This is a genomic window from Stenotrophomonas sp. 89682_Sma (genome assembly GCF_056481405.1).
The window spans coordinates 3,813,140-3,831,064 of the sequence record NZ_CM151147.1; the positions used below are offsets into that span (position 1 = coordinate 3,813,140).

The 17,925-nt window shown below is 66.0% G+C and carries 12 protein-coding genes; 2 read left to right on the plus strand and 10 right to left on the minus strand.

The genetic code is table 11. The annotated features are described in order from the left end of the window. Positions 1–230: 230 nt before the first annotated feature. The 5 genes from ACZK29_RS17640 to ACZK29_RS17660 are packed head-to-tail and all read right to left on the minus strand — an operon-like array spanning position 231 to position 5,357. Positions 231–2,198: a type IV pilus secretin PilQ gene (locus tag ACZK29_RS17640; RefSeq protein ID WP_111205121.1), complete on the minus strand. Its 1,968-nt coding sequence runs from the start codon at positions 2,196–2,198 to the stop codon at positions 231–233. A gap of 21 nt (positions 2,199–2,219) precedes the next feature. Next, positions 2,220–2,723: a pilus assembly protein PilP gene (locus ACZK29_RS17645; RefSeq protein ID WP_044571441.1), complete on the minus strand. Its 504-nt coding sequence runs from the start codon at positions 2,721–2,723 to the stop codon at positions 2,220–2,222. Between the two features lie 26 nt (positions 2,724–2,749). Next, positions 2,750–3,406, minus strand: a complete 657-nt coding sequence (locus tag ACZK29_RS17650; RefSeq protein ID WP_005410857.1) for a type IV pilus inner membrane component PilO — start codon at positions 3,404–3,406, stop codon at positions 2,750–2,752. Further along, a complete protein-coding gene (locus ACZK29_RS17655) occupies positions 3,403–4,299 on the minus strand; it encodes a PilN domain-containing protein (protein ID WP_111205122.1) in 897 nt (298 codons plus the stop codon). Before ACZK29_RS17655 ends, ACZK29_RS17650 begins: the two co-directional genes overlap by 4 nt. Next, positions 4,299–5,357: a pilus assembly protein PilM gene (locus ACZK29_RS17660; protein ID WP_005410860.1), complete on the minus strand. Its 1,059-nt coding sequence runs from the start codon at positions 5,355–5,357 to the stop codon at positions 4,299–4,301. Before ACZK29_RS17660 ends, ACZK29_RS17655 begins: the two co-directional genes overlap by 1 nt. Before the next feature lie 219 nt (positions 5,358–5,576). Between ACZK29_RS17660 and ACZK29_RS17665 the strand changes: the two genes are divergently transcribed. Then, entirely contained in the window at positions 5,577–8,000 is a 2,424-nt protein-coding gene (locus ACZK29_RS17665; RefSeq protein WP_478446303.1) for a penicillin-binding protein 1A, read from the plus strand. Positions 8,001–8,295: 295 nt separating this feature from the next. Beyond that, positions 8,296–8,940, plus strand: coding sequence for a hypothetical protein (locus tag ACZK29_RS17670; protein WP_478446304.1), 645 nt, complete (start codon positions 8,296–8,298; stop codon positions 8,938–8,940). 88 nt (positions 8,941–9,028) lie between these two features. Here ACZK29_RS17670 and ACZK29_RS17675 read toward each other — a convergent pair whose 3' ends face one another. The 5 genes from ACZK29_RS17675 to ACZK29_RS17695 form a co-directional block, all read right to left on the minus strand. Further along, complete coding sequence (locus tag ACZK29_RS17675; RefSeq protein ID WP_111205125.1) at positions 9,029–9,778, minus strand: hypothetical protein; 750 nt, start codon at positions 9,776–9,778, stop codon at positions 9,029–9,031. A gap of 69 nt (positions 9,779–9,847) precedes the next feature. After that, positions 9,848–13,267, minus strand: a complete 3,420-nt coding sequence (locus ACZK29_RS17680) for an ESPR-type extended signal peptide-containing protein (RefSeq protein WP_478446305.1) — start codon at positions 13,265–13,267, stop codon at positions 9,848–9,850. Between the two features lie 67 nt (positions 13,268–13,334). Beyond that, complete coding sequence (locus ACZK29_RS17685; RefSeq protein ID WP_459048068.1) at positions 13,335–14,042, minus strand: pilus assembly protein; 708 nt, start codon at positions 14,040–14,042, stop codon at positions 13,335–13,337. Between the two features lie 16 nt (positions 14,043–14,058). Continuing rightward, positions 14,059–15,183, minus strand: coding sequence for a CfaE/CblD family pilus tip adhesin (locus ACZK29_RS17690; RefSeq protein WP_478446306.1), 1,125 nt, complete (start codon positions 15,181–15,183; stop codon positions 14,059–14,061). Next, a complete protein-coding gene (locus ACZK29_RS17695; protein ID WP_478446307.1) occupies positions 15,180–17,906 on the minus strand; it encodes a TcfC E-set like domain-containing protein in 2,727 nt (908 codons plus the stop codon). The genes ACZK29_RS17690 and ACZK29_RS17695 overlap by 4 nt, the downstream gene beginning before the upstream one ends. Positions 17,907–17,925: the final 19 nt, after the last annotated feature.

The window sequence follows — 17,925 nt, forward strand, 5'->3', positions numbered from 1 at the left end:
CGGGTTCCCGACATCATCGCAGGGTGCCTTGCGATTGGCATCAAGAACGGCTGAACGGGCAACTCATCCACGCATGGCGTGGATCTACAGGGGGCATCCACGCATGGCGTGGATCTACAGGGGGCATCCACGCATGGCGTGGATCTACCGGCTCATCCGCGGATTACGTCCGGCATGAACGAAGAAGGGCCGCACATGGCGGCCCTTCTTCGTGTCGCGGGTGCGCTGGCTCAGTTCTGCTTGGCCACGCGCAGCACCTTCGGGGTGACGAACACCAGCAGCTCGGCCTTGTCCTTGCTGCGGCCACGCTTCTTGAACAGGTTGCCCAGGAACGGCACATCGCCCAGGAACGGAACCTTGCTGATGCTGTTGCGGTCGGTGAACTCGTACACACCACCGATGACCACGGTCTGCCCGTCCTCGACCAGCACTGCGGTGTTCACTTCGCGGCGGTTGATCGACGGCACGGTGCCATAGCCTTCCAGCTGGATCAGCCGGTCCACTTCGTCCTTCTTCACCTGCATGTTGAGGAACACGCGGTTGTCGTTGGTGATGGTCGGGGTGACCTTCAGTTCCAGCACCACTTCCTTGAACTGCACGTTCGGCGTAGCGACACCGCCCGCACCGGCACTGATGGTCACATAGCCGATTTCCTTACCCTGCTTGATCAGGGCCTCGCGCTGGTTGGTGGTGACCACGCGCGGGTTGGAGATCACTTCACCACGCGACTCCTCCTGCATGGCCGACAGCTCGACGTCCAGCAGGTAGCCGGCATTGAGGATCGACAGCGCCAACGAGCCCGCCGGGTTGGTGGATGCCGCCGGCATGGCCCAGTTCAGGCCACGGGTGATTGCCGAGCCGACCGGCACCGGCGCCGGGCCCGTACTGCCACCGGCCAGCCAGTCGCGGTAGGCCTTGGCGTTGGCCGCATCGGCTTCGACCTGCGACTTGCGGGTATCGCGGTTGGCCTCCAGATTGCCACTGAAGTAGGCGTTGTCGCGGCTGCCACTGATGCCGAACCGCGCACCCAGCTCACGCGCGAACGTATCGGTGGCGATGACGATGCGGCTTTCGATCAGCACCTGGTCGACCGGGCGGTCGATCACGTTGATCAGCTCACGCATGCGCGCGATCTTCTTCGGAATGTCGCTGATCATCAGCGTGTTGGTGCGCTCGTCGGCAACGATGCGGCCACGGCCGGACAGGAAGCCACTCTCCTCCTGCGACGACCCACCGCCACCGCCACCTGCGCCACCACCGCCACCACCGCCGATGCCCTTGGCTTCGGTCAGGGCTTTGAAGATCTGGGTGGCGCTGTGGTAGTTGATCTGGACGTAATCGGTCACCAGGTCTTCGCGGTTCTCGATGGCGATGCGCGCGTCTTCCTTCTCCTGCTCGAACTTGGCCAGCTCGGCCTGCGGTCCGACCCAGATCACGCTGCCATCGCGTCGCTTGTCCAGGCCCTTGGCACGCAGCACGATGTCCAGTGCCTGGTCCCACGGCACGTTGACCAGGCGCAGGGTCACATTGCCCTGCACCGAGTCGGAGGCCACCACGTTGAGGTTGGACTCTTCGGCGATCAACTGCAGCACGGTGCGCACTGGCACGTCCTGGAAGTTGAAGGTCACCGGCTTGCCGGTGAAGCCACGCTGGCCGACGGCCTTTGCCGCCTGGGTTACGCTGCCGGCGGTCACTGCACCGACGGCGGCCGGAGCCTGTCGCGCGCTGATCTCCACCACATATTCGTTGCCGCTCTGGTAGGCCAGCGACTCCACCGCACCGCCGGTGCTCAGCACCAGCTGGGTGCCGGCGCCGGACGGCTTGGCGTCGATGCGCTGCACCGGCGTGGCGAAGTCGACGACGTTCAACGGCTTCTGCAGGTTGGCCGGCAGACGGGCATTGCCGACGTCGACCACCACGCTGTTGCCCTGCGTGCGCAGGTCCGGGATCGCGCCCTGGCCGTCAAACTGCACGATCAGGCGGCCCGCGCCATCATCGCCGCGCTTGAAATCGATCTTGGCCACCGACAGGCCGGCCGGTGCCGCGGCCGGTGCGACGGTGGTGCCCACCGGCTTCTCCGCCGGTGCGGCGGCCAGCGCCGGAGCGCAGGCCAGCATCAGCGCGACTCCCAACGCGCTGACACGGTTCAAGGTAGAGCGCCGGTTGGGACGCAGCCCCTTGGCTTGGTGAAAGGTCATCGTGCTATCCCCAGTAAACGATCATTGATCTTCAAGCGAGAGCGTTGCCGGCCGTTCCAGCCAGCCACCCGCGCCATCCGGCACCAGTTCGATCAGCTCCACACGGTCTTCGAAGACCGCAGTGACCCGCCCGTCGCTCTGCCCCAGGTAACCGCCCGGGCGCACCCGGTAGGTCACCTTGTCCGGCCCCATCACCAGTGCGACGGTGCCGCCGCCGGTGCCGATGGTACCGACCATGTCCAGTGCGTCCAGCGGGAAGCCCTCCAGGGGCTCCTTGCGCCGATTCGGATCCGGCCGCAATCCGCCATTCCCCTGCGGATTGGTCCAGGCATCGGTGAACGGATCACGCAGGCCCTGCGCGGAGTATTCGAAGGTCTCGAACTGCTGCATCACAGGCAACGGTTCCAGCGGCTGCGCCGGCCGGGCACGTTCGCCTTCCACCCACTTCTCGAGATTCGGCGCATCGCCCGGCGTGCTGGTCACGCCACGGCCGCAGGCGGCCAGCAGCAATACGGCAGCGGCCATCCCGCAGCGTGCAAAGAAGGAACGGATCACTTGCTGCCCTCCTTGCCGGCTTCAGCCTTCTGCTGTTCCTGCACCTCGGTTTCGTCGAGATACCGGTAGGTCTTGACCGTGCCGGACAATTCCAGCGCACCGGCACGCGAACCACCGCCAGCCTTGTCCGCCGGCTTCAGATTGATGTCGTGCATGGTCAGGATCACCACGCGCGGCAGCGAGGCCACGCCACTGACGAACGCACCGAACTGGTGGTAGCTGCCCACCATCTTCAGCTTGATCGGCTTCTCGGCGTAGAACTCCTTGACCTGCTCCTGTTCCGGTTCGAACAGCTGGCTGGTCAGGCCGCTGGACAGCGCAGTCTGCGAAATGTCGATGATCAGGTCCGGCATTTCGGTCTTGCTGGGCAGCTGCCGCAGCATCTGCTGCAGCACCTGCTCCATCTGCGCCAGCTGCTGCTTCAGCGGCCCCAGGTTCACCGCGCGTTCCTGCTGCTTGGAGAACTCGGTACGCAGATCGCTTTCCTTCGATTCCAGGCTGGCCAGTTCATCGCGCTTGCCGCTGATCAGCAGCATCCATGCAACGAACATGATGACCAGGGCCAGCAACGAACAGAAGACGATCTTGGCCTTCTGCGGCCAGTTGCCGATGTCGTTGAAATCCAGGTTCTTCAGATCGATTTTCTGGCTCATGCGCGGTCCCCCTGCAGCGGGGCGTAAGAGGCCTGCGGCGGCTGCGCCAGGCGGCTGCCCTCAGGCCTGGCGGCCGGTGCCGGTGCGGCGGGCTGGTTCGGCTTGGCCGGTGCAGGTGCAGGCGCCGGCGCAGTAGCCGGAGCGCTGGCGGGCGCTGCTGCCGGGGCCGCCGCCGGTTGGGCCGGAGCCGGAGCCGGTGCGGGTGCAGCGGCCGGGGCCGCGGCATCGGGGCCGGCGGCAAGCGGCGCCACGGCAGGCGTCGCAGCCGGCGTGGCCGCCACGCTGCCATCGGCGTTCAAACCGGGGGTGCCGGTCTCCTCACTCTGCGCAGGCAGCTTCACCGTGACCTTGAACATGTACGGCAGCGCCTTGATGTCCGATACCGGGCCGGCTGCACTCTTGTCTCCGGCACTGGCCTGGATGATCGACAGCTCCGGGTTGGTCATCCAGCCGGAGGTTTCCAGGTTGCGCATGTAAGCCGACACGCGGGCATTGGACTGGGTGCGTCCCTCGAGGGTGAGCATGTCCCCTTCCTGCTGCAGGGCGGTCAGCACCACGCCGTCAGGAATCGTGCGCACCAGCGCATCGAACAGGTGGACCATCTGCGAGCGCTTGGCCTGCAGTTCCTCGATCACCTTCTTGCGGGCCAGCAGGCGGTCCTTCTGGGCGTCGAGGCGGTCGATCTCCTTGTTCTGTTCCTTGACCTTCTCGATCTCGGCTTCCAGATAGGCGTTGCGGTCCATCTGGCCGCTCACCTGCCGGTCGTAATAGAACCAGATCAGCAGCGACAGCAGCAGGCCACCGATGGCGGCCATGCCCAGCATTGCGTAGAACTCGCGCTGGCGTTGCTTGCGCCGTTCGGCGCGCCAGGGCAATAGATTGATGCGTGCCATCAGTCGAAGCTCCTCAGCGCCAGACCGGTGGCGATCATCAGCGCGGGGGCATCCTGGGCCAGCGCATGCGCGTTCACCTTCGGGCCCAGGGTCATCTGTGCCAGCGGATTGGCGACCACGGTCGGCACGCCCAGCTGTTCCTCGACCATCTCCGGCAGGCCACCCAGCACGGCGCAGCCGCCGGCCAGCACGATGTGGTCGACACGGTTGAACTCGCTGCCGGCATAGAAGAACTGCAGCAGGCGGCTGATCTGCTGGACCGTGGCTTCCTTGAACGGCTCCAGCACTTCCATCTCGTAGCTTTCCGGCAGCCCGCCCTGGCGCTTGGCCAGGCCGGCCTCCTCGTAGCTCAGGCCGTAACGGCGCATGATCTCGTCGGTCAGCTGCTTGCCACCGAATACCTGTTCGCGGCTGTACAGGCTGCGGCCGCCGCGCAGGACGTTGAGGGTGGTCATGGTGGCGCCGATATCGACCAGCGCGACCACGCCGTCGATGGACACCGGCAGCTCGCTGGCGACCAGGGCGTAGGCGTTCTCGACCGCGAAGGCCTCCACGTCCATCACCTTGGCCTGCAGGCCACCCAGTTCCAGGGCCGACTGGCGCAGTTCCACGTTCTCCGAACGCGACGCGGCCAGCAGCACCTGGACCATCTCCGGGTTGTTCGGGATCGCCCCGATCACCTCGAAGTCCAGGTTCACTTCCTCGATCGGGTACGGAATGTAGTTGACCGCTTCCAGCTCGATCTGGGCTTCCATGTCGTTCTCGTCGAGCTCGGCCGGCATCGGGATCACCTTGGTGATCACCGCCGACCCGGCGACGGCGGCAGCGGCCAGCTTGGCCTTGCTGCCTGAACGGTTCATGGCACGGCGGATGGCCTCACCCACGGCCTCCACTTCGACGATGTTCTTCTCTACCACCGCATTCGGCGGAAGAGGTTCCACAGCGTAATGTTCCACACGGAAACGATTGCCGCTGCGGGACAGCTGCAAAAGCTTTACCGCAGTCGAACTGATGTCGACGCCTACAAGCGGCGACTGACTTTTTGGGATGAGCCCCACGGTTTCTCCCCTGCCGACGGGCACTTGGACGCAAGACCTGCGCCCGAGCATTAATAACGTATTCTTAGCAAATGGCAACGGCCCTGCTGTGAAGTTCCTCACGGATTCACGATGCAGCCCCTGACTGTTCCCCTTGCGCTCCCCGGTGCCGACCCCAGCCGCCACCTTGCGTAATCTATACTCTGCGACCACGAAATTCGCAATCGGAATCTGAACCCGATGACTCGACTCCGCCGCTGGCTGCGCTGGATCTTCCTGATTGTCCTGGTCCTGGCGCTGATCGGCGCGGCCGCCGTGGGCGGTCTGTACTACGCTGTGTCCTCCAAGCTTCCCGACGTGCAGACCCTGCGCGACGTGGAAATGCAGGAGCCGATGTACGTCTATGCTGCCGACGGCAAGCTGATGGCGGTGTTCGGCGAGACCCGGCGCACCCCGATCACCATGAAGGACGTGCCGGAGAAGCTGAAGCAGGCGTTCCTGGCCACCGAGGATGCCCGCTTCTACGAGCATGGCGGCGTGGACTACATGGGCATCGGCCGCGCGGTGTGGCTGCTGGCCACCACCAGCGACAAGCGCGTGCCGGGTGGCTCCACCATCACCCAGCAGGTGGCCCGCCAGTTCTTCCTCAGCTCAGAGTACAGCTACACCCGCAAGCTGGCCGAGATCCTGCTGGCACGGAAGATCGAGTCCGAGCTGAGCAAGGACGAGATCTTCGAGCTGTACCTGAACAAGAGTTTCTTCGGCAACCGCGCCTACGGCGTGGCCGCCGCCGCCGAGTTCTACTACGGCAAGAAGCTGAACGAGCTGGACCTGGACGAGATGGCCTCGCTGGCCGGCATCCCCAAGTTCCCGTCCTCGGGCAATCCGATCTCCAATCCGGAGCGCGCCCGCCAGCGCCGCGACAATTACGTGCTGCAGCGCATGGCCGACCTGAAGTTCGTCAGCCAGGCCGAGGCCGACGCGGCCAAGGCCGTGCCGATGCACGCCACCGCCCATGAGCCGCCGGTGCAGGTCGACGCGCCGTACGTGGCCGAGCTGGTGCGCCAGGAAATGATCGCCCGCTTCGGCGGGGATGTGGTCAACAAGGGTTACCACGTCACCACCACCATCGACTCCACCCTGCAGACCGCCGCCAACCTGGCCGTCCGTGATGGCCTGCTGCTGTACGACCACCGCCACGGCTGGCACGGCGTGGAGAAGCAGGTGCAGGTGGGTGCCGGCGAAGACGCCGCCGCCCTGGCCGAGCACCTGCGCGGCATGTACGGCCAGGCCGGCCTGCTGCCGGCGATCGTCGCCAGCACCGGCGCCGATGGCAGCGCCACCGTGGTGCTGGCCAACCGCAGCGAGATCGTGCTGCCGGCCGGTGCCGCCAAGTGGACCAACAAGCCCCCCGGCAAGCTGGTGCAGCGCGGCGACATCGTGCGCGTGCGCGCCGGTGCCAAGGAAGGTGAGTGGCTGCTGGACCAGATCCCGCGCGGCCAGTCCGCGCTGGTCTCGCTGGATGCCCACAACGGCGCCCTGAAGGCGCTGGTCGGTGGTTTCAGCTTCTCCGGCAACAAGTTCAACCGCGCCACCCAGGCCCGCCGCCAGCCGGGTTCGAGCTTCAAGCCCTTCATCTACGCCGCGGCCTTCGACAAGGGCTACAACCCGGCCTCGATCGTGCTCGACGCCCCGGTCGTGTTCCGCGACCGCCGCGGCAAGACCTGGGCCCCGCAGAACGACGGCGGCGGTTTCCGCGGCCCGATGCGCCTGCGCGAAGCGCTGGTGCAGTCGCGCAACCTGGTCTCGGTGCGTCTGCTCGATGGCATGGGCGTGGACTACGCACGCAAGTACATCAGCGAGTTTGGCTTTGCCGAATCGGAACTGCCGCCGAACCTGTCGATGTCGCTGGGTACTGCTTCGCTTACCCCGCTGTCGGTGGCCCGAGGCTACGCCGTGTTCGCCAACGGCGGCTCGCGGGTGGACACCTGGCTGATCGACCAGGTGAACGACCGCGACGGCAACCTGGTGTTCAAGGAAAACCCCGCCCTGGCCTGCCGCGACTGTGCCGGCAGCAGCGACCAGCCGGTCAACCAGGTCGTGGACGGCTTCAACTTCGGCGCCCCGGCCCCGAAGGTGGACCCGGCCGCTGCGGCAAAGGCCGAAGCCAAGACCGAAACCCCGGCCACGCCGGCCAACCCCGATGCCCGCACCGCGCCGCGCGCGATCGACGCCCGCACCGCCTACCAGCTGGTATCGATGATGCGCGACGTGGTCCAGCGCGGTACCGGCGTGCAGGCCAAGGTGCTCGGACGCGAGGACGTGGGCGGCAAGACCGGCTCCACCAACGACCACCGCGACGCCTGGTTCTCCGGTTTTGGCGGCCCGTACGTGACCACCGTGTGGGTGGGTCGCGACGACTTCCGCTCGCTGGGCTACCGCGAATACGGTGGCAAGGCCGCCCTGCCGATCTGGATCGACTACATGCGCACCGCGCTGAAGGACACCCCGATCGCGCAGAACGAGCCGCCCAGCGGCATGGTCCAGGCCACGCTCAACGGCGCAACCGAATGGGTGAAGGTGGAAGACATGGACCGCCTGACCGACTACGACCTGAACCTCAATACGCCACAGGCCGACGCCGCCGCGTTCGATATCTTCTAAGGCAGGTATGGGTGGGTGCCAACCGTTGGTTGGCACTGCCTTTGTAGAGCCGAGCCCATGCTCGGCTCCGAGGGCCCGCGGTAGAGCAGCCGAGCATGGGCTCGGCTCTACAGGATCAACGGCCCGCCTTGCCCCGGTAGCAGCCAACCTTGGTTGGCGCTCTGTGCCGACCAAGGTCGGCACCTACCAGAGCGTTGGTGGGTGCCAACCATTGGTTGGCATCTCCGCGCCATACCCACGCAGATGTCACATCCGTGCGCTACTCTGTACCCAGGTCGCAACAGGGAGTCATCGCATGCATCGCGCCCGTCAGCATGCTGCCAGCCAGACCCGCGAGCGGCGCCACCGCCTCGCCCACGAAGCCGCCCGCCTGATGGCCGAAGGCGGCATCCGCGACTACCACCAGGCCAAGTTGAAAGCCGCCAGCCGGCTCGGCATCCACGACGATGCCTCCCTGCCCCGCAACACCGAGATCGAAGACGCCCTGCGCGAATACCAGCGGCTGTTCGCTGGCCCCCAGCACGGTAGCGAGCTTCAGCGCCGCCGCGAGGCTGCCATGCGTGCGCTGGAGTTCCTGCACGGCTTCTCCCCGCGCCTGGCTGGCCCAGTGTTGGAGGGCACCGCCGACGCCAACAGTCCCGTGCAGCTGCACCTGCACAGCGACGACCCGGAAGCCGTGCACCGCTTCCTGGACGAGCACGGCATTCCCGCCGAATCGCGGACGCGCCGCCTGCGCATGGACCGCGAACGCTGCCTGGACGTGCCGGTGTGGGTGTTCAGTGCCGAGGAACTGACCTTCGACCTGGCCGTGCTGCCCTACGACGCCCTGCGCCAAGCACCGCTGTCACCGGTGGATGAAAAGCCGATGCGGCGCGCGTCTGTCGCGCAGTTGCGGCAGGTGCTGGCGGAGGCGGAGATCACCGCGTACATCGGCGGATGACGGTTGGGTGGGTGCGGACCGTTGGTCCGCACTTTGCTTCGGGCTTCATGGATGTCTGAGCGAAGAGCAGCCGAGCGTGGGCTCGGCTCTACAGTGGCATTCCAGTGCCGCGCGGGGGCTCGGGCTCGCTCATCCACGCGGCCAGCCACGGCGCCGCAGCGCGCCTGGGATATTCCGCCATCATCCGTGCGTGCATGGTCTGCAGATCATTCAACAACCACGTCTGGTGGTAGATGTCGTTGAACGAGTCCGACCAGCCGCTCCTCACCCGCTGCCGGTCGCTGCTTTCCAGGCTCGGTACCCGATTGCTCGGACCATCCAGAATCCGCTGCAAGGCCTGGTTGATGCCCGCGTTCTCCGCCGCCGCCTCGCGCAACAACGCGATGCGGTCCTGCACCCGCTCGCAGCGGTAAGGCACACATCCATTGGTGGCCTCGATGTAATCCGCGATGTCCGCCAGCAGATCCGCTCTCAGGCGCCATGCCACTTCCCCATCCAGCACCTGCCGCACCCGCATCGTGCGCACGGTGCTGTCCCGGATCTCCTGCGCCGTGGTGAACTCCTGCCCCGGCGTACTGCCACCATGGCGCACCAGCACGATGCGGTGGATCGCCTCGTTGGTGATGCCCTCCACCCGCAGGGCTGCAGCCTGCGGATGCATGCGGGGCGGTGGCACAGTGGTGAAGCGCCAGCAATACCAGAGCAGCATGACCGCACCCGAAAGGCACAGCAGACTGGAAAGCGTCCAGGCATCGAGGTGACGGGTGTAGTAGAAATACCGCGCCCGCCAAAGGTAGAAGCTGCGGTAGCTGATGAATCGGCTCACCCATCGGTACATAGCCATCTCCTCGGCCAGGACCCCGGCGCGGCGGGGTTCATTACGCGCACCACGCCGGGGCTGCATGGCTTACCAGCCGACGCCCACGCCGACGCCCATGCTGCGTTCACCGCTGTTGGTGAACGCGCCATTGAGGCTGAAGGTGGCCGAGCCCTTCTCGTTCAGCACGCGCTGGTAGCCCACGGCCATCGCCGACTCACCCTCGCTGTAGCCCACGCCAGCACCGAGGCGGTTGTAGGTGGCCAGGCCCGCGGTGTTCATCGCCATCGCGGTCTGTGCGCTGCTCATTGCCGCCATGCGGTTGAAACGCTTGTCCATCTTGTCCAGGCGACGCTCGAAGGTGCTGATCGCGCCATCGGTGTACTCGTTGGCACGGGCCAGCATCTTCTCCAGTTCAGCGGTATCGACCTGGGGCTTCGGGGTGTCCTCCTTCTTCGTCTTCGGCTGCGGTGCGGGTTTCTCACCCTCGCCGACCGACGCCACCTGCTGGCCGCCTTCGGCCTGCGGCACCGGCGCTTCCGGTTCGGGCACTGAAGCCACCGCCATTGCCTGCGGCTGCGGCGCATCAATGCGCTGCTCCAGCCCGTCCATGCGGCCGTTGAGCTGCTGCTGCATCGAATGCAGCTGGCCGCCATTGACCGCATCGCGGCTGCCGGCGGCGATCAGGCCATTGGCCACGTTGGAAATGACCATGCCGTGGGTTCCGGCCAGAGTGAGCTGGTTGACACCGTCGGCGCGGGTCGAAGGTGAATCCTGGAAGATCGAGCTGAGCTGACCTTCCACCTTGTCAGCGCGACGGCCGGCGGTGATGACAGCGCCATCGAGCGCCATCAGCGCGTCCTCGACGGTGTTCTGAGTTCCACCCTGCACCATGTAGGTCGGGGCGATGATGTTGCCGCTGGCGTCCATGCCTGCACCGCCGCCGAGCGTGGCGAAGGAGTCCTTGAGCTGGGAGACGGTGGTGACATCGTGGTCAGCCGTACCACGCGCGACGTTCACCAGTCGCCGCCCTGAATCCTTGGTGCCAAAGGACACGGTATCCGACTCCGTTGCTTCAGCACCCGAGCCAATTGCCAACGCGCCAGTCGCCCCGACCCGGACCTTGGCTCCAGCCCCAACTGCAATACTGTGGGCCGCCTCCACCTGGGCACCGGCTCCCAAGGCGAACCCGTTCAGAGAGTCTTTCGAGACTGTCGAGCCGCGTCCGATTGCCACGGAGTTGATGCCATCTGCAACAGATAGCGCACCCAGCGCGGTTCCACCTTCCGTGCCAGCTCGGGCTGAATCACCGATTGCTACCCCGAGCAAACCAGCCTCCGCCCGCTGGCTAAAGGAATCAACACCAACACTCACATACTGGTTGGCGCTCTCCAATGCCGAAACCCGACTGTTGGTCCCGTAGAGCTGTCGGCCCGACACGGCCTCTGTGCTACTGGCATCAATGGAACCATCTGCCACACCACTGATCTTCCGATTGGCATCGGCGCTGTTTCGCACATCCAAGGTCGTACCGCTGTTCTTCTCTCCCAAACGCACATCGCCAGAGGCAGATACCTGCGCCACCAGCCCACCCAGCACCGCTGTTTCGGCCAGCGCCTTGGTCGCATCCTTCTTTGCCGCGGCAGCGTCTTCACCCGCAGACTTGGCCACACCCTCAACCGTCGCCACCTTGTCATTGGTGGCATTGAGCTGCCTGCCGTTGACGGCCTCGTAGCTGCTGGCGCTGACCACCCCATCTGCCACGCCGATCAGTTTCCGGTTCGCATTCGCGCTATTGCGCACATCCAGCACCGTTCCGCTGTTCTTCTCACCCAGGCGGACATTGCCGGTTGCCGACACCTGCCCCACCAGGCCGCCAAGCGTCACCACCTGAGTCAGCGCCTTGCTCGCATCAGATTTGGCCTCTCCCGCAGCGGTCTGTGCCTTGGCAACATTCTCATTGGTCGTGTTCAACTGCCTGCCGGTCACCGCTTCCGTGCTGGAGGTGCTCAGCGTGGCATCGGCCACACCGGTCACCTTGCGGTTGGCATTGGCACTGTTGCGGACATCCAGCGAGGTACCACTGTTCTTCTCGCCCAACCGGACGCTGCTGGTGGACGTGGCCTGGCTGATCAGCCCGTTCACCGTGGTGACCTGGGCAAGCGCCTTGCTGGCATCAGCCTTGGCCGCATCCGCAGCGGTCTGCGCCTTGGTGACATTGCCATTGGTCGTGTTGAGCTGGCGTCCATTCACAGCGTCGGTGCTGGTCGTCGTCAGCGCGCCGTCGGACACGCCACTCACCTTGCGGGTGGCCAGCACCGCATTGCGCATGCTGACTTCCGTGCCGGTGTTGCTGTTGGCGATGCGTACGATGCCGCCTGCGGAATCCTGCTTGATCATGCCGTCAACCCGCTCGTTCATGGCATGCAGCTGCTTGCCGGTGACCGCATCGGTGCTGGAGGCCGTAATGCGGGCGTCCGCCACGTTCACGATGCGACGGCGCACCGAGGCGCTGCCTACCGACACCGTATTGGCTTCCGTGGCCACCGAGCGAACACCCAGGGCTACGGCGCCCTGTGCGGAGGCAGACGCTGCATAGCCCAGCGCAACGCCGTCGATGTACGCGCGCGTATCGCCGCCGATGGCGATGGCACCGGTGTAACCCCAGCTTCCCGCGCGAGCACCACCACCGATGGCGACGCCACCCGTGCCCGCACCGGTGTCGACCATTGCCTTGGCACCCAGCGCCACCCCACCAGCACCGTTTGCGATCGTGCTTGCGCCCAGGGCAACTGCGTCCTCCTGCTGCGCCACGGAACTCAACCCCAGGGCGATGGCATTTGTACGGGTGGCAGACGACTTTGCACCAACCGCCAGCGAACCCGCGGCCGACGTGCTGGAGTTGGCACCCAGAGAGAGGGCGTCCACGCCACGCGACGACGAGCCGCTGCCGAGTGCGATGGCATTTTGTGCCCTGGCCTCTGCTTTGTTCCCCAAGGCGGTGGCACCAATGTAGGCGGCATAGGCATTGGCACCAACGGCCACGTTGTGGCCGCCATCAGCGGTGGTTCTGGCGTTGTAGCCCACCGCCACGCTATCCACGGCATAGGTGCTTGCCTTGAATCCGAAGGCCGCGCTGTTCTGACCGTTGATCCTGGCACCAACACCGAATGCGGCGGTGTTATCGCCATTGACCACGGAGCCCGCACCGAACGTCAGAGTATTCCAGCCCCCTGCCAGTGCGGTAGGAGAGAACTTTGTGTCATCAAAATGACCCGACATCGGAATGCAGTTGATGATGGTTCCATTCCCTACATTGAAAGGATCGCAACCTGGGATCCGCCGCTCCTTCGCGGCTGCGTCCGCGCCCAACGCAGCAAGCAACAGCACCGGCAAACTGCAGATTCCATGAGTTCCTGACGCTCTCTTCCCACAGGGCTTGGCCAGTTCGCTGGCAACGTCCCAGCAGCCTTTGGCGTGATTCCAGATACGACGATAGATTCGATTCATGTGTTTCTCCTTAACAGGACAAGGAAAGCGAGCCCCGTGCCGGGCACGGGGCGGGCAAAGTGCGGGCTCAGGTCGTTGTCGGTGCGATCGTCCGCACGTGTTCGCGATAGCCATCGCGGGTGAGCCGGTAACGCAGTTGCAGCGAGTTGCCCGGCTGAAGCTGGAACGGCAGCGTCAGTGCGGCATCGGGATAGAGGCTGTGCGACACGGGGTGTGGCGTGCAGGCACCCGCGGCCGTGCACTGCTCGGCACCGATGATTCCCACGCGCAGCGTGCCGGTGTTGTGCAGCGTGCTGCCCTGGAGGCGCAGGTCCACCACACCGTCGTCGGGGGTGACATTGACCAAAGCCCCCCAGACCAGGCTGACGCCGATGTTTGCCTGTGCGCCTTCGCCGTCTTCGAGGGGAGCGTCATCCGGCCCGCGCACGCCTTCGAAATAGAGGCGGTAGGCCGTTTCCTTCTGGACCTGCTGCAGCGGAATCACCCGGATCAGGCGGTTGCCGCCGCCGGAAAGTGCGAACTTGCCGGGGGTGATGGCAATCGCCGCATCCGAGGCCTCCATCTCCTGTTCTTCTTCGGCAGGCGTGGCGGGATTGACGATGCGCCGCAGGCGGGTCTGCACGTACTGCGGAATCGTCGACTGCGAGTACACGCGGATCTGGGTGCCGCGCTTGGCATCCACCGCTGCGCGCATCGGGTGAATGGAAAGGTTGGCGTGTGCCGGCAGTGCAAGCAGGGCGCTCACCGGCAGCAGGCAGAACAGCAGCTTCTTCATGGCAGGCTCCTCGGGATCAGGGTTTGGCAGTGGGGACATCGAGCACCACGGTCAGCTCGCCCTCGTACAGGCCGGGACGCTGGCTGGCGATAGGGGTAGGCGGTGTTTCCAGGGTCAGCGGCGTCGGCACGCAGTACACCGGCTGGCTGATGCCCGGCAGCATCACCAGCCGCAGCTGTGCGCTGTCGATGCCGCGCAGCTGCTGCTTGACGTTGTGCTTCATCGCCAGGCGGTGGCCGCCGTAGTCCAGGTGGACCCGATAGTCCAGGCGCTGGCTGGCATCGCTGCCGCCATCGCGGTGCCAGAGCGAAAAATCCGAGCCCGCAGGTGGGCGTGGACCGCTGTCGCGAACCGTGACGTCCAGGTACTCGCTCTGCGAGCCCACACCGTCGTACAGGCACATGTCCACTTCCTTGTAGCCGCCGACCACCTTGCGGATGGGGTCGTAGCGCAGGTTCATGTTGACCAGTGGCGCAGTACCGTCGAAGCCGGGGAAGTAGATCGAGATCGCGTCGTAGTCGGTGACGGTTAAATCGAAGTTGAAGGTAGCTGTGGCGACGGGTGCTGCGGCAGGGTCGGCCTTGATGTTCAGGCGCATTGTGGCCTTCCAATGGCCTGCGACAAGTCGTCTCAGTTCACGAGTAGGTACGATCAACTGAACACCGGTTCCTATAGGCTGATCTCTGCACTCAAACCAACTGGCCGCATACAGATATCGCGGCGTTCTCTCCCAGAAATCTGAACTACAAACCCTTCCGGCCATGATTCGGCTTAGGTGTCCGATCGCCCGAATCTCAACGGACAGGCCAGTTCTCTTCTCGATCATCAGAAGAGCGATTTCCGATTCGCCAAAAGTCAGGTGAGGCACACCTTCCGTCGGGCACTTCCCAAATTCACTATCAGAAGCAGACCCACAAACCACATGGATCTGCCCGTACTTGAACGCCAGGTCGTGACTGAATCCCAACACCGTCCGCGGCGCCCATAACTCCACATCACCCGGTAACGCCGAGCGATCCCAGCTCATCACGATGTCCCGGCTCTGGTCGGCCGGATGCGTTTCCGGCGGCCACTGCGCCCACGCCTGCGGCATCACCAGCGCACACACCAGCATCAACACGAACATCCAACGCCGGTTCATGGCGCACCTCCTGCAGCAGCGGTCCGGGGCGTGGCGGCAATCAACGCGCGTTCCTGCAGCAGCCGGGTCACGCGGGCCTGCTGGCGGATCTCGGCCGGCAGCTGGGCCACGGCCAGCGGCTCGCAGTGCACGGCGCCGACCAGCAGCACCACCTGGCGGCGCTCGCGCACCTGCAGCGGGCAGTGCAGCAGGCGGTCGTCCTGCAACAGGTACAGCGTCGTTTCGCGACGCGGGAAATCGGCGACGAAGCCGCCGTTGGCGCTGGTGCCGGGCACCGGCGCGTTGAGAATGCGGGCGCCGCCCAGCGGCGCACCGGCCAGGTCGCGGGCATGGCCGATGAAGGTGTAGGTCACTTCGATCGGCACCGGCATGCGCATCAGCTTGCCGGGCGTGAGGAACATCGGTCGTGCACCGCCCACGCCGGTCACGCGGATGGCGGCGATGCTGTCCAGCGTGCTGGCGTCCTGCACTTCGGCACGTTGCGATTGATAGGCCGGCAGCGGCAGCAGCCGGCGTTCGCCGATCTGCAGGCGTTGCCTGCGCAGCCCGCCCACCTGCAGTTCGGCGGCCACGCCGCGCAGGTCGGCGTCGTCGGTATCGGCCACCTGCACGGCGAGGCCGGCGTCGGCGCCATTGGCACCGCTCCAGTAGAAGCCGCGACGACCAAGCGCGAAGCCGGAACTGTGTGCGCCGCTGTAGCCGGTCTCGCTGCGGCCACGCTGCTGGTAGCGCGCCAGGCTGGCGCTGGTGTGGCCGATGCCATTCTGCAGCTGGCCGCCCAGTGAAGCGCTGTAGCGCTCGTTGTTGTTGGCGCGCAGCTCGCCGGACAGCTCGCGGTACTGTGTATCCAGTTCCTGGCGCAGGCTCTGGCCGACGCTGTAGTCGATCGCCGGGCGCTGATGCTGCGGCTGGCGCACATCCACGGCATAGCGGCGCTGTCCATCGCCGGCAGCACTGCGGTGCCGACGGCTCAGGCTGAGGTTGACGTAGATGCCACGGTCGCGCTCGGTGCTGCCACGCACGCTGTCGGTGCTGTGCTGCCGCCACACGCCCACGCGCGTGGAGACACTGAAATCCTGCCAACGGTGGCTGCGGCTGAAGCTGGCCTGCCAGGTGCGGCTGAGCAGCGGCTCGCGGCGCGGTTCCAACGGCCCCGGCGGCAACAACGGCTCAAGCCCGAACAACGGATCCTGCTCGAACGCCGGCCGGTGCCAGCCGGTGCGCCAGGTCTGGCGCCGGGTGTAGCCCACGTAAACATTGCCGCCCGCCAGCGGCAGCGACATCGAACCACTGAGCGCGTTGGTGCAGCCCAGCTGGTCGCGCGCCTCGGCCTCGAACTGGCAGGCCTTGCCACGCATGCGCTGCTGGTAGAGATTCCACGACGCCGTGCGCCGGTACGACAGCTGGTGCTGCTGCCCGTTGCTGCCGTCGCTGCCGCGCATGCCGCTGAAGGTGGCGCGTACTTCCTGCGTGGCCATCACCCGGCGCAGGTCCAGGCGCAGCTCGCCGTAGCGGTGCCCGCCGAACGTGGCGGCACCGGCGGTCATGGCCGCGTCGCGGCCCAGCGGCACGCGCACGCCGGCCATCGCGATGCGCTCGCCATCGAAAGCATCGCTGCGGCGCTCATTGCGGTGGCCGCCCTGCACGAACCATTGCCACTGGCTGTTGGTCCAGTCGCCGCCCTTGTCGAAGGGCGCCTCCTCGGTGCGCACCAGCACACCGTCCTCGTAGATGCGCATGCGGACCAGGTAGTTGCCGAACGGGAAATTGCGGGTGTCGACCTGGTTGATGCCGGCCTGCAGGTAGAAGGTCTGCAGCAGGCGCTCGCCATCGAACACGTCCACCCGCGCATCGCGCGCCAGCAGCACGGTCAGTGGGCTGGCCTGCACCGCGGCGTCGGTGTCCACATAGGCCTGGGTGGTGCCCAGGCGTGCGCCCTGGAAGCGGTCCAGCGGCAGCATGCTGAAGCTGAAGGTGCCGCCCTGCGGGCTGGACAGGTTGCGGCGGTCCATGCGCCCGGCCTGCAGGTAGTGCGCCGGCCCCAGGTCGTGGCGGTAATAGACGTTGTCGAACTGGAAATCGTCGTCGCTGTGGCTGCGATAGCGCTGCTGGTTGTAGTACCACTCGGCCGACAGGTGGCCGCGTTCGAACAGGCCCAGCGTGCCGACGCCGCGTGCCGACAGCGACTGGTAGTCACGGCCACCACTGAGGTTGAGCGTCTGCTGATGCAGGAACGCGTTCTCGGCATTGGCGGTGACCGTGTGGAAACGCTCGGCGGCAGGCTTGCCGGGAATCCACTGGCGCGCCACGAACAAGCGCACCGCGCCCTCGCCTTCGTCATACAGCGCGCGCACCTCGTCGGGAGCTTCCGGCGGATCGATGTAGCCGCAGCCGGCGCTGGCACCACCGAAGCGGCAGGCCAGATGGCTGTTGCGCGGCAGCGGCTGCGACAGCGCAGGCAGCAGGGCGGCCTGCGCCTCGGCAGGCAGGTCCAGTGACTGCAGCACGCGCGCGGGATCTTCCAGCTGCACGTGCTCCAGGGTCACGCGCACCGGCGACAGCCCGGCCGAGCGGCCGAACAGCTGGATGTCGAGTTGTTCGGTCTGGCCTTCGACCAGATCTTCAAAACCGGGCGGGACGCCGCGCGCGGCCGCCAGCGGAGTGGACAACGCCAGGGCGAGCGCGACCGCCAGCCGGGTGACGGCGGGGGCGTGTAGGGTCATGGGGGCACCGCTGCAAGCG